Here is a 13,021-nt window from a genome sequence, read left to right on the forward strand (position 1 = left end):
AGCCCATTAAACCGCGAAATATTAACCGCGCTGCCAAACCTGAAGCTGAACATCTCGACCGGTCAACGCAACGCTTAACCAGGGACAAGCCCAAATTACCTGGCAGGTGCGTATGCTCCTTTGGCTATCCATAATTTCACCTGCGCGCTAAAAGCTGTATGGCTAAGCGGCGGTAAAGTTCTGCCGGCGCCAGGATTCCAGGCCCAGGATACCAAATCATCCGAGGCCATATGATCAATTAACTGTTGTTTGCTTCTTCCGCCATTTTGTTTGGGATCCAGCAGTTGCAGGGCCAGTTGCCTCGGCGTTTTTCCCTGGAAAACCATCCGCATATTTGCGGGCGGTAAACTCCATTTTGGATTTCCAGGAGGTGTATGTATACCCGGAGCATTTTCGGCCTGATGACAGTTGCTGCATTTCATCGCATATAAGCCCCTACCATCCGGACCGCGTTTTACCCCCATAGTATGAAGGTGATTGTCATCACCCTGCAAAGGCACATCACCGTTGGGATGACAATTCATACAGCGCGCGCTCTTTAGCACTTTATAAACAGACATAAAAGCCTTAACAGACCCTATGCTATCCTTAGGTAAAGTAGCCAAGGTGTTATGATCAACAGGTGCTCCCTTAAATGACATTATAGTAATACCAATTGTTGCCAATAGCAATACTATGAGAATAAATGGCTTTTTGCTGCTCATGAGATGTGTTTTAAAGGAGTGTTCATGATGGGTAAATTATAAATGCGCTTACCGGTTGCCGCGAAGATGGCATTGGCAATAGCAGGTGCGGTTGGCGGTACTGCACATTCGCCCGCGCCCCCCATTTTCTCATTGCTATCAACGATGTAGACATCAATTTCAGGCGTCTCATTCATACGGGCAATACGGTAATCGTAGAAATTACTTTGCTGCAACTGTCCTTTTTCAATGGTCAATTCACCATACAGCGCCATTGTAAGGCCAAAAATAATACCGCTTTCCATTTGGGCTTTTACCCCATCGGGATTAACAGCAAGCCCACAATCTATTGCGCAGGTTACTTTATGCACCCTTGGCTTCCCGTTATCAATGCTTATTTCTGCCACCTGCGCCACATAGCTGCCGAAGGCTTCGTGTACAGCAATCCCTTTATACCGGCCTTCCGGCAATTTCTTATTCCATTCGGCTTTTTCTGCAGCCAGGTTTAAAGCCGCCAGATGACGTGGTGATTTTTGCAGCAATTTGCGGCGGTAAGCTACCGGATCCTGCCCTGCTGTATGAGCCAGTTCATCAACCATGGTTTCCATAACATAGGCAGTATGGGTATGGCCAACCGAGCGGAACCATAATACCGGGACAACTTCTTTAGCGGTGTGTAAGCCAACAAAATGATCAGGTACGGTTTCAAAATAGGGCGAATCAGCAATCCCCTCTACCGATGTAGAATCGACCCCATCTTTGGATTCAAACGGAGTACCAGCCATAATAGACTGACCAACAATATTATGCCGCCACGCAATGGGCATACCAGATACGTCTAAACCTGTGTTGATGCGGTGTACGAACATTGGGCGATAATAACCGCCTTTCATGTCATCTTCACGCGTCCAAACCATTTTCACAAACTTACCGCTCGCTTTGGCTATATGTACGGCTTCCGAAACAAAATCAGACGTAATGGTAGCCCGGCGACCAAAACCTCCACCAAGGAACACTACATTCATGGTTATTTGCTCGGGCTTCATGCCTAATATTCTGGCGGCGGCCGCCAGATCAATACCAGGCAGCTGTGTGCCGGTCCATATCTCGCATTTATCATTACTTATTTTCACCGTGCAATTCAAGGGTTCCATAGGCGCATGTGCAAGATAAGGGAAAACGTATTCGGCCTTTAGTAATTTAGCCGCTTTAGCCAAACCTTGATCAACGTTACCCTTTTGCGCGGCCTTTAAACCATCGGTATGGGCGAGTTTCTGATAGGCATCAACTTGTGTTTTGGTGCTTAAGTTGGCACCTACTCCATCATCCCATATTATTTTTAAAGCTTTTCGGCCCTGGTTAGCGGCCCAAAAATGATCGGCAATCACTGCAATGCCCGTAGGAATTTCAACCACCTCTTTAACACCAGGAACGGCTTTTGCCCCGGAAGCATCAAACGATTTCACCTTGCCACCAAATACAGGCGCATGGGCTACAACAGCGGTAAGCATGCCCGGAAACTGTATATCCATTCCAAACTTAGCCTGCCCGTTTGTTTTAACCGAAGCATCGAGACGTTTAACTCCTTTACCAATCAATTTCCACTGCGCTGGCGGCCTCAGGGTAACATTTTGAGGTACCGGTAATGTTGACGCTTCAGTTGCCAGTTCGCCATAACTTAATTTTTTACCACCTGCAATTACATAACCATTTTTAGTAGTACAGTTTTCAATTGCCACCCCGGTACGTTTTGCAGCGGCCTGGGTTAACATAACGCGCGCAGTTGCTCCAGCCTTCCGGTATCGGTCAAACTCCGACCAGGTGCTGCTGGATCCTCCGGTAATCTGGATGCCATATACGGTGTGGTTATAATCTTTATCAACACCGCTATGCATCACTTTAATGTTGTCCCAGTCGGCATCCAATTCTTCTGCCAGGATCATTGGCAGCGTTGTCCAGATGCCCTGCCCCATTTCAACGTGGCTTAGTATCACCGTGATGCTATTGTCGGCGCCTATACGTAAAAAGGCGTTGGGTGCAAAAGCGGTTGTAGCATCCTGTATCAGCAAACGATTGGCCTGTGGAATAGTAAAGGATATCAATAATCCACCGCTTAATAAGGCACCCGCTTTCAGGAAATTACGACGGCTGATCGCTGTTTGTTGATCGCTCATGATTTGCCCCCTTCCTTTTGCATTTCTGCAGCTTTATGTATAGCCTGCCTGATTCGCGGGTAAGTACCGCAGCGACAAATATTGCCAGACATGGCATCATCAATATCCTGATCAGTAGGATTAGGATTTTCGCGGAGCAGCACAGCGGCTGACATCAATTGCCCGGATTGGCAATAACCGCATTGCGGCACATCAAACTCAACCCATGCTTTTTGCAAAGGATGATCGTTATTGAGTGATAAACCTTCAATCGTGACTATATTTTGACCTTGGGCCCGGCTAACTTTCGTGACGCAGGATCGTATCGCCTCGCCATTTAAATGAACCGTGCATGCGCCGCATTGTGCAACGCCGCAGCCAAATTTAGTGCCTGTGAGGCCTAACAGATCTCTGAGTACCCACAATAGCGGCATATCGGGACTGGCGTCTACCTGATACGATTTATCATTAACTTTTAATGCGATCATAAGCGGTAAAATAATTGAGGATCAACGGTATATACTAAGTTAAGAAAACTTTTTTGGCTTAACCAAAATTAAAGTATGTAAACCCAATACAAACAACAGTTTAATACGTTCGGGTGCTGCTCCGGCTAAGAAGCCAAATCAAAAGCCTCAAATCTTTCGACTTGAGGCTTTTGATTTGTGTGTAAACACTATGCTCGTCTATCGGTCAGAGCTACAAGCTATGGGTCGTGAAAACGATGTGTTTATATTCGTCCTTTTCGTATAATATGCCAATATGCTTTTTATCAACCGCTACCAGGTCAGAGTAAGCGCTAAAAGCTCCTTTATAACCTATCGGAGATTTTGCGATGACAACATTATACTTCCATGTTTTACCTTCGTCAAAGCTGATGCGAAGGGTAAGATTATCACGGTGCAAAGTATCGGCATCATTACAAACAGCAAGGATAGCTTTGCTCCCTCTTTTACCTAAATTTAAAATGCTGCCCTGGCAAATGGGGTCTGGAAGGTGAGCATCAAAATAAGTGGTATCCCAGGACTGGCCGCCGTTATTACTTATGGCGATGATGCGCTGCTTTACATTGCCAAGTTGGTTGCGAATGTTCATCATCAGTTTATTACCAGCCAGTTCAACAGCCATATTTTCATTGGCGCCAGGGATATTTACCTCTTCGCTTAACTTAAAGGTTTTGCCATGATCATCTGTATAATATCCAAAGGCGCGGCCATCGGCATAATGCTTTTGCGGTTCACCTGCCGAGTGGTTAGCTGCTATGTAAATCCGTCCTTTATATTTTCCGTCCATCAGTTGGATGGCGTGGCCTGGTGTATTGGCATAACTCCGCCAGTCTTCTTTAAAGTTATAGGCGCTATTTACCTGTGGCTGCTTAGGCTTGTGTACCTGCAATGTAATGTTTACCGGGGCCGACCATGTTAAACCATTATCGGTTGAGGTTTTATACCATACCTCCCGCAAGCCCATCCCCTTGCGCACGTTACTTTCGGTTGCGTTTCCTGTATTGTAAAATAAAAACAGCCTCCCTTTGGGATAAGCCGCATCCGTAAGGTCACACACCGGCGCTGCATTACCCGTTTGCAGGGTATCGTTAGATGCCACAACCTGCAAGGCACTCCAATTCTTTCCTCCATCGCTACTTCGTTTCAGTACAATCTGAATGTTGCCAAAATCGTCGTCTCCGTTCACCCTGCCTTCTGCAAAGGCAAGCAAATCACCGTTGGGAGCTTTGGTAATAGCCGGAATCCGGAAAGACCCGTACCCTTCGGAGCCTGAATTAAAAACGTTTACCTCATTTTGCTGTGCCCATAATGAAACACAAAAAAGATTTATAACAATGTAAATGGTCAATACTTTCATAATTTATATTATTTGTTTTAATAACTGCATACAATACCATTCCTGCCTGGGCAAATGAAATGGACCCTTAAACAAATTACCTTTGGCTGATTGTGCTACAGTACCATCGCGATGCAGATAACCAAACCATTCGCCGTTTACCGGGTCATGAAATTTACTATAGGCGTAATCGTGCACCAGTTTGTGCCACCGGGCGTATTTTTCATTACCGGTAAGTGTATAAGCCAGCAGGGTGGCAATAATCACCTCATTATGCGGCCACCAGAATTTCATATCCTGCCAGTACTCCTGTACCGGCTTATCGTATACATCCCGATAATATAAAATACCACCATGTTCCTTATCCCATCCGCGTTCCCACATATAATCAAGCATGGTGCAACCCAATTCAATTAAGTGAGCATCATTATTACGGTATTTGGCTTCGTGTAAAATAAACCAGGCCCCCTCAATAGCATGACCGGGATTAAGCGTACGCCCATCAATGTGGTCAATAATGCTTCCATCCGGCGACACCTGCTCCATTACACATTTAATATCGTGCTTCACAAAATCTGTTTCAATTTCCCTTATCCATTTGGTGATATATTCATCGCAACGCTCATCACCAATGGTTTCCCGCAGTTGCTGGGAGGTATTCATCATGATCATGGGCACGCCGATGCCCTTGGCCGGCCGGATTGATGTAAATTTAGGGGAAAGCAACCCCGGTACGGTTGCATATTCAATGCATTTACCAAACAGGTCTCGGGCCCTTTGGGCAATAGTTTCATCACCGGATGCTTTGGCATAGGCAGCCATAGCAATCACCGCGAATGTCTCGGAAAAATAATACCGCCGTTTGCGTATCGGGCTGCCATCGCGGGTTACATGGAAAAACATCTGCCCATCAGTGTCAAAGCAATGATCGGTTAAGAAATCGATACCGCTTTTTGCACCATCCAGCCATTCCTGCCGGGGCTCTACAGTATTGTAAAGCGTTGCCAGTAACCATGCCGCCCGGCCCTGTATCCATACGGCCTTGTCATCATCAATTAAGCTACCATCCTGGTCGCGCATAAGCAGGTAGCCGCCGTATTGTTCATCAACAGAACGGGGGAACCAGAATGGAACTGTATCCTGCAGCAATTGCCGCTCATAAAATATTTTTAACTTATTTAGTTCGATATTGGAATAACTCATTTTTATAGATTTAATAAAACAAATTCTCCTTTTCATGCCAATGCATGGTAAAGGTTGGAGCAGGCAACCCCGCTTCATTAATTAAGTTTGCTCTTGTAAAAGGCTGCATGGCATAATTAATAGCTTTGATCTTTTCGCCGGCGGGCACAGTTATGTAGACCTTGTTACCTTTAATAATTGCAGGTGCGGCAATGCTACGTCCTTTATTAGTAATGATTTCAAAACCAATCAATGATTTGTTGTTTGCCCTTTTTAATTCCTGTGCAAAAGCAAAGGCCAGTACGATTGCATTACCCCTTAACAAGGCGTTTTTTGGCTCCGGCCCGTTGGCTTTAACTTGCTTATGATAAGTATAGCGCCCGGCCAGCAGAGCCAGCCTTTCCCCTATTTCTTTTTTCCGGGTTGGATGAACGTTCAGCGAATCGCCGAGATCAAAGCTTACGGCCATTGCTGTGTTGGGTACCTGTTGTTGCAGTTTACGCTGTGCATCCCTGAATGCAGGCCACGATGGCCGGTTAATACCCGATAACTGTACTGTATAAAAAGGTAAATTATACCCCCATTTTTGGCGCCAGCTGCTAACCAGTGTTTTAAAGAGATGGCTGTACAGCCCGATGTTATGTGTATTACTTTCGCCCTGGTACCAAACAACACCTTTTACCGGGAAACGGGTGAGGGGATCGATAGCGGCTTCATAGTTATAGCAAGGCTCATAAGTGTGGCGCTGCTTTAAATTGGTAGAATTTTTTAAATTGATGGCCGCCCTGTCCCTGCAAAACTGCATTTCATAGTCTGAAGTTCGCCAATTATTCAGCATATCAACCAATTGATCATCATGTTCCATCGTATACCGGTCTATCCATGATTCTGTTGGAGAACCGCCAACTGCCACCTCAATTAAGCCGATAGGTACACCTACGTCCCAGGATATTTTTTGACCGAAATAGTAGGCCACCGCCGAAAAACCAGCGGTCGAACTGCTGTCACAAGTTTTCCAGGAACCTGAAAAAAAAGTCAGTCCATTAGCTTTAGCTAAACTAACCGAATCCCAGGCGCCCAGATCAGATTCGGCCTGCAAATTGAGCTTGTATAAATGTAGTTTTCTGTTTGCAACAGCGTTTTTTATAGCTGTATCGCCACCTGCAGACCTGCTTAACGGGAAATACATGTTTGATTGCCCAGCACATAGCCATACATCGCCTAATAAAATATTACTGATGGTAATAATGGTGTCTTTGCCAGATATTTTCATTTTAAAAGGGCCACCAGCCTTTGCCGCCGGAAGCACCACTTTCCAATCCCCATTTTCATCAGCCTTCGACTTGAAAACTTTCCCTTTAAATCGCACTTCAATCGCATCGCCGGCATTAGCTTTTCCATAAACCGGGATAGGCCTGTCACGCTGTAATATCATTTGATTAGTAAACACTGCAGGTAATTTTAAGCCTCCATAATTCCCGGTAAGCCTGCTATAAACTGTTTGGGCTAATATCAATGCCCCTTCTTTATCCGGGTGAAGATTATCTGCAAAAAGGTTGGGTCGGTTATAAAGCGGCTCATGAAAATCAATTAGCCCGGTGTTGTTTGCCGCGGCAATAAGCGGGATCAGATTTTGAATTTGCCAGTACCAATCCCTTGTGCCCGATTTAAACCTGGGATGTCCGCTGAAGATGGGCGTTAGCTTGCATATAAATACCTTTACCCGCGGGTTTGCCTTTCTGATGGTGTCAATGAGCCACGCATAATCAGCTTCAAAGTTCTGTTTAAAATCGGGCCAGTCTCGTGGGTCGGTATCGTTAAGACCAAGGTGAATAATAGCTATATCTGGTTTTGAAGCTATTAAATTTGCAAACTCGGGTGTTTTAAAATAGGGATTGTGCCCATTTTTCAATAAAGTACTCCCGCTGTGCCCAAAGTTTAAAACACTATAATGAGCACCCAATAATTTTTGCAATTGAGCCGGGTAACTCTCCTGTGCAGGTTTAGCCAGGCCATAACCATACGTAACCGAATTGCCAATACAAGCTACTTTAATAGCCTCACTTTGGCCATACAGCGGTTTTATCGTACTTAATAAACTAAGCAGTAGTAATATCAAATACTTGTTCTTAAATTTCATCTGCTAATTTTTATGGGTGGAATGAAATCAGGCATCTGCATATTCATCATGTACCGGTCGAAGAAAATACAACTGCACCATGAGTGCAACCAGTACAACGGCTGCCAGCATGGCAAAATCGTTCCCCAGGTTTCCGGCATCTGATGATTTGCCTAAGCTATCCGTTATAAATGCGCCAAAAAAAACACCGGTCATATTCATGATGCCGTAGGCGGTAGCCCGGTATTTTGCCGAAACAAACTGGCACAGGATAGGCATGTTATTGGCATCAAACATGCCAAATCCCAGTCCGAAACAGATACCGGCTCCCAAAACATATATGAGCGACTGTCCGAAACCCATTAGTAACAATGCGGGAATCGTGAGCGCCAGGCCAATGGCGCTTGTAAACACCCTGCCCTTTTTATTAACCCGCGCCCATCTGTCAGATAATAGCCCGCCGATGATCACCCCGATAAAAGAGGATGCAGCAATGGTTATAGTAGATAACGGCCCTGCGGTTGACATGGGGATATGCAAATTTTGGGCAAAGAGCGTGGGCAGCCAATTTTTTGTGGCCCAGCCCGGCAAACTTGAAACCGCAAAGTAAAATAGGATTACCCAAAAGGCCCTGTTACTCAATAAACCGGCAAGCCCCTTAAATAGGTTGACGCCTGGCTTGCCTGGCCGAACTACCGTCAGCGCCACATCGGGTGTTTTATCTTTCTCTTTTAAAAAGAGGATAAGAATTAATGAATACACCATGCCCACAACACCAAACGATTGGAAGGTTGCCTGCCATGAAAAAGCCGCGGCAGCCGTTGCGCCAAAGCCGCCCAATGCCTGCCCCACATACAAACCCGTCATATGTACCCCTATGGCAAGGGACCTTGACCTGGCGGAATGAAAATCGGCGATAAGAGATAACCCTGCCGGAATGTATAAGGCTTCGCTGATGCCCATGACAGCCCTCAGGATATAAAGCTGGTTAAATGTGGTGGCATACCCCATGGCAAATGTTACCCCAGACCATACAAATAAACTAAAAACGATGAGCCATTTCCGGTTTAACCTATCAGCAATGATCCCCGAAACAGGGCTCATCAGCCCGTAGATCCACAGGAATACAGCCATCAGGTATCCAAAGTTGGTGGCAGACCTTAATTCGGCAATATCTATTTCCATGGCCGGTTTCATAACCGATAACATTTGCCTGTCCATGTAGTTAAGCAAGGCCACTACCCATAACAGGCCAACCAGGATCCAGGGATAATTTTTTCCTTTTTTCATTTGCTATTAAATTTCCCCATGCTGATTGCCGCTGTACGAATGCCCGGCTTGATCTCGCCTCCCGGGATAAATATTTCATTATTCCACTTTACAGCGGTAGTGGTTACCTGGCCGTAAAAAGGCAAATCACCAACTTTTTCCCAGTAGTAATTAACTGTATTAAACTGGTAAACATCCTTACTGAAACCCGGGTGATTATTCAACAACACTAATTTCTGATCCTGCAATTGTTGTTTTTCTTCCTCGGTTGCAGCTTTGGCGATAAGCGAGTTGTACGTTTCTATCTGGTGAAAAATTGTTCCTTTATCTCCGCCTATCAACAGTATATCGTGCGTACCACTGGCTACCGCGGTTGCTGCCGAAATATTAGTCAGGTGTTTGCCATCACTTACATTGCCCAGCCTGATCCATTTGTTAAACAATGGATCATAGCAAAAAGTGTAGCCATGCAAAGCGCTTATGCCAGATGTAGTACTGCTTCGGCCGCCGATAACGTAAACACAAGGATATTTTCCGTTGGATTGAGTAACCGCTACCGAATGTGACATGGCAACCGGTAAGGCAGCCAATGCCTTCCACTTTGGATTTCTATCAGCCAGATTAAGGGTAAAGCATTTTGCAGATGGCTTGCCCCCACTCTCGCCGCCAATTAAATAAATCACCCGGCCAATGCTGCTCATACAGGCATTAGCTACGGGTACGGGCAACGATGGAAGATTCGTAAAAACGATGTCCTGTTTTTTCAGATCCCATGTCATCATAAAAACCTTTGAACTTTCCGGTGCTTCTTCCGTTTCGCCGCCCGCGCATACTACGCCACCGGCAATTGTTGTACTTGCGCCATAAGCTGTTTTTTGCAACAGGTGGTTTGTTTGGGGCTTAAGCCAGGTAAAAGCATCGCCTTTAGCTTTTTGTAATACATAAACATCATCATAGTGAAGCTTCTTGCCACCTTGCCACGGCATAGCGCCATCAGCAAAGTTTGAGCCCCCCGCTACAATTAAAACGCCATGGCTTGTTCCGGTGAAAACACCGGCAAGTCCTCGCTGCATATCCATACCAGGCGCTGCGGGTATTTGTGTGGGTATCGACCACACTATTTTTTCTGAACTTTTATCCTGGGCCATGAGATGGTCTGGCATTAACGCAATACTGCTTGTCATTAAAAGTAGATAGAGTATGAATTTCATCTTTAAAGGTTTGCAGCGGGCGCGATAGATTTAAAATCATCAAAACCCAGTTCAGAAACGTCTAATTTAAAGTTTTCAAACTGTTCTGCAGTCATATTGGAAACAGGTAACCTAAATTCACCACAATCAAGCCCAACTAATTTCATATAAGCTTTTCCGGTGGCAATTCCTCCGTATTTTCCCAGCAAGCGAATCATATCTATTGATTTTTGCTGTAGTTGCTGCGCCCTGCTTAATTCATTGTTATCAAAAGCAGCAATAAGCTCATGATATAATGGAGCCGCGTAATTAAATGTGCTGCCGACCGCACCTTTAGTACCCAGCGCCAGTGCCGAAAGCATGTTTTCATCGCGTCCCCAAAGCATATCATATTTGCCGTTTTTAAAGCTGATACAACTTTGGAAATCCATAAAATCTTCGTGAGTATATTTAACGCCTGCCAGGTTATCTATTTTACCATCCAGAGCCTTCAGCAATTCAAACATAGAGAAATGGCCGCCAGTCAGTACTGGTATATGGTAATAGTAAAATGGCATGCCGGGTACGGCCGATGCAACCGCTATACAAGTTTCTGCCAGCGTATGAATATTTGCCGGTTTAAAATAAAACGGAGAGGTTAAGGATACCGCGTACAAACCCAATGCCTGTGCATGCGTGGCCAGGTCAATACAATCGGCCAGGCACGTTCCGCCCAAGAAAGCCATTACCTTAAAATCGGGATCATGATTAGATGCCTTAGCCCAAGCCTTAGCTACCTGTTTCTTTTCGTTTAAAGTTAGTGATACGCCCTCGCCGGTTGAACCGTTGATGAAAGCACCGGTAACGCCGTTGTATTTTAAAAATGCGTAATAAGCGGGTATAATATCCAGGTCGAGCTCCCCCCTATCATTTAAAGGTGAAAAAGGCGCGCTGATCAACCCTTGTAGATGTTCAATTTTCATATTTGTGTTATATAAAGAATATTAACCGGGAGATTGCGCTCCCGGTTAAAGAATAATTATTGGTTAAAAAGATGAGTAGCCAGGGGTTTGCACCAACAGCCTGTTATTGGTAAGTGTAGTACGATCCACCGGCCATAACAGTGCGTAGGCTTGTGATGATAGTAGTGTAGTATGCTCATACACGTAGCTATCGCCCGCCCGGCGCAGGTCATACCAACGCTTGCCTTCAAACACAAATTCAAAGAAACGCTCCTGTAAAATGGCTTCTTTCGGATTGGTATCCAGCGTTTGGTTAGGAAACCCATGTACAGCCGCATTATAATTAGCGCCAAATGCCCTCGCCCTTACCTGGTTAAGCTCCGTTGCCGGCGATTCGCCCAATACTGCTTTGGCCTCCGCCAGCATCAGGAGTAAATCAGCATAACGATAGATCGGGTAATCGTTGGTGATCAATCTTGAACCCGCATTTTGCTCACCCTGGTATTTATCTGTAAAACAACCGGCAATTTTGAATGTGCCATTGGCTAATTTTTGGTAAGCCGGCTGTATGCTGGCCAGCTTCCGGCTATCTTTATCGTCAAATGATCTGAATGCAGCTATCCTTACCGGTGCCCTGAGCAAACCACCCCAATTATCAATAGTTGGCGAAAACTGGCGATTGGCAAGGGAATCATAAAAATTAGCAATCAGTCCGCTTTGCGGTACAAAACTACTTTGCACAAAGGCCATGGTTGCTTCATTAAACTGGTAATGGCTCACAAATATCATTTCGTTATTGCCTTTGGTAGTTGTAGCAAATACATCGCTGTATTTAGGCAGCAATTGTAACGCCGGCACATTAGTTTGAATATCGGTTAAGGCAGCTTTAGCAGTAGTTGCATCTGTTGAACCTCCGGCGCGGTTTGCTGTCCATAAATAAACATCGGCTTTGAGCATCAACGTAGCTGATTTTGACCAGTAAGATTTTAAATTTTTGAAAGAGTAATCCGTTCCAAAACTGGCAACCGACTTATCAATATCCGCTTTAATGAGGTTCATCACATCAGCTGCCGGTGATGCAGCTTTGGCCAGGTTGGATATATCCAGCGTAGCGCCAGATGTCGGTTCGGTTTGAATGATTACCGCGCCCCAGCTGCGGTATAACTGGTAGTAGTAAAATGCGCGCATACCATAGGCTATACCGAGATAATAGTTTTTGTTGGCTGCTGTTACTACAGCCGTACTGTTTAACTTACTGATCAGCAGGTTAAGCTGGTTTATATTGTTATAAAAACCGCCAAAACTACTTACACCAGGGTTATCCAGGTTTAGGTTTTGAGTCCATAAGCGCTCCAATCCCTGGGTAGCCTCACCGGTAAATGCCCCATTGGTACCGGGGTCTGTTGCAAAAATATCTGCCCGCATTTCGCCCAGGATCTGGAAAGCGGCGTTGTTTGATCTGAACTGGGTATGCACACCAGCCACAAAGGAATCGAACTGATCGGCAGTTTTCCAGAAGTTGCCATCTGTAACGCTACTTACCGGAGAAAGGTCGAGCTGTTTCCGGCAGGAACTTGCTAATACCAGGATAAACAATCCTGATAAAATGATGAATGAATATTTTTTCATATCAAATATTTTT

At 45.2% G+C, this 13,021-nt stretch carries 10 protein-coding genes; all 10 read right to left on the reverse strand.

Annotation, left to right across the window (positions count from 1 at the left end):
- Positions 1–95: 95 nt before the first annotated feature.
- The 10 genes from AC1D0K_RS02705 to nanU all read right to left on the reverse strand — a co-directional run bounded on the left by AC1D0K_RS02705 (position 96) and on the right by nanU (position 13,008).
- The gene (locus AC1D0K_RS02705; RefSeq protein WP_477397578.1) at positions 96–704 is read right to left on the reverse strand and encodes a hypothetical protein; all 609 of its coding nucleotides are present in this window, start codon (positions 702–704) and stop codon (positions 96–98) included.
- Positions 701–2,857 (reverse strand): xanthine dehydrogenase family protein molybdopterin-binding subunit, encoded by a 2,157-nt coding sequence (locus AC1D0K_RS02710; RefSeq protein ID WP_477397580.1) that lies wholly within the window; start codon positions 2,855–2,857, stop codon positions 701–703. The genes AC1D0K_RS02705 and AC1D0K_RS02710 overlap by 4 nt, the downstream gene beginning before the upstream one ends.
- Positions 2,854–3,324, reverse strand: a complete 471-nt coding sequence (locus tag AC1D0K_RS02715; protein WP_477397582.1) for a (2Fe-2S)-binding protein — start codon at positions 3,322–3,324, stop codon at positions 2,854–2,856. Before AC1D0K_RS02715 ends, AC1D0K_RS02710 begins: the two co-directional genes overlap by 4 nt.
- A 211-nt stretch (positions 3,325–3,535) precedes the next feature.
- Complete coding sequence (locus tag AC1D0K_RS02720; protein ID WP_477397584.1) at positions 3,536–4,699, reverse strand: sialidase family protein; 1,164 nt, start codon at positions 4,697–4,699, stop codon at positions 3,536–3,538.
- 3 nt (positions 4,700–4,702) lie between these two features.
- On the reverse strand, positions 4,703–5,881 hold the full coding sequence (locus AC1D0K_RS02725) for an AGE family epimerase/isomerase (RefSeq protein WP_477397586.1): 1,179 nt from the start codon (positions 5,879–5,881) through the stop codon (positions 4,703–4,705).
- A gap of 10 nt (positions 5,882–5,891) precedes the next feature.
- The gene (locus tag AC1D0K_RS02730) at positions 5,892–8,000 is read right to left on the reverse strand and encodes a GDSL-type esterase/lipase family protein (protein WP_477397588.1); all 2,109 of its coding nucleotides are present in this window, start codon (positions 7,998–8,000) and stop codon (positions 5,892–5,894) included.
- Between the two features lie 27 nt (positions 8,001–8,027).
- Complete coding sequence (locus tag AC1D0K_RS02735) at positions 8,028–9,269, reverse strand: MFS transporter (protein WP_477442453.1); 1,242 nt, start codon at positions 9,267–9,269, stop codon at positions 8,028–8,030.
- The gene (locus AC1D0K_RS02740; protein WP_477442455.1) at positions 9,266–10,459 is read right to left on the reverse strand and encodes a galactose oxidase; all 1,194 of its coding nucleotides are present in this window, start codon (positions 10,457–10,459) and stop codon (positions 9,266–9,268) included. Before AC1D0K_RS02740 ends, AC1D0K_RS02735 begins: the two co-directional genes overlap by 4 nt.
- Before the next feature lie 2 nt (positions 10,460–10,461).
- Complete coding sequence (locus AC1D0K_RS02745; RefSeq protein ID WP_477397594.1) at positions 10,462–11,400, reverse strand: dihydrodipicolinate synthase family protein; 939 nt, start codon at positions 11,398–11,400, stop codon at positions 10,462–10,464.
- A 63-nt stretch (positions 11,401–11,463) separates the two neighbouring features.
- The gene (gene nanU / locus AC1D0K_RS02750; protein WP_477397596.1) at positions 11,464–13,008 is read right to left on the reverse strand and encodes a SusD family outer membrane lipoprotein NanU; all 1,545 of its coding nucleotides are present in this window, start codon (positions 13,006–13,008) and stop codon (positions 11,464–11,466) included.
- Positions 13,009–13,021 lie beyond the last annotated feature (13 nt).

It is taken from the genome of Mucilaginibacter sp. P1_A3 (assembly GCF_056406855.1).

What these genes read in the sequence shown, in the direction of transcription:
- AC1D0K_RS02705 (WP_477397578.1), bottom strand. Translation starts at nt 704, where the DNA reads ATGAGCAGCAAAAAGCCATTTATTCTCATAGTATTGCTATTGGCAACA.
- AC1D0K_RS02710 (WP_477397580.1), bottom strand. Translation starts at nt 2,857, where the DNA reads ATGAGCGATCAACAAACAGCGATCAGCCGTCGTAATTTCCTGAAAGCG.
- AC1D0K_RS02715 (WP_477397582.1), bottom strand. Translation starts at nt 3,324, where the DNA reads ATGATCGCATTAAAAGTTAATGATAAATCGTATCAGGTAGACGCCAGT.
- AC1D0K_RS02720 (WP_477397584.1), bottom strand. Translation starts at nt 4,699, where the DNA reads ATGAAAGTATTGACCATTTACATTGTTATAAATCTTTTTTGTGTTTCA.
- AC1D0K_RS02725 (WP_477397586.1), bottom strand. Translation starts at nt 5,881, where the DNA reads ATGAGTTATTCCAATATCGAACTAAATAAGTTAAAAATATTTTATGAG.
- AC1D0K_RS02730 (WP_477397588.1), bottom strand. Translation starts at nt 8,000, where the DNA reads ATGAAATTTAAGAACAAGTATTTGATATTACTACTGCTTAGTTTATTA.
- AC1D0K_RS02735 (WP_477442453.1), bottom strand. Translation starts at nt 9,269, where the DNA reads ATGAAAAAAGGAAAAAATTATCCCTGGATCCTGGTTGGCCTGTTATGG.
- AC1D0K_RS02740 (WP_477442455.1), bottom strand. Translation starts at nt 10,459, where the DNA reads ATGAAATTCATACTCTATCTACTTTTAATGACAAGCAGTATTGCGTTA.
- AC1D0K_RS02745 (WP_477397594.1), bottom strand. Translation starts at nt 11,400, where the DNA reads ATGAAAATTGAACATCTACAAGGGTTGATCAGCGCGCCTTTTTCACCT.
- nanU (WP_477397596.1), bottom strand. Translation starts at nt 13,008, where the DNA reads ATGAAAAAATATTCATTCATCATTTTATCAGGATTGTTTATCCTGGTA.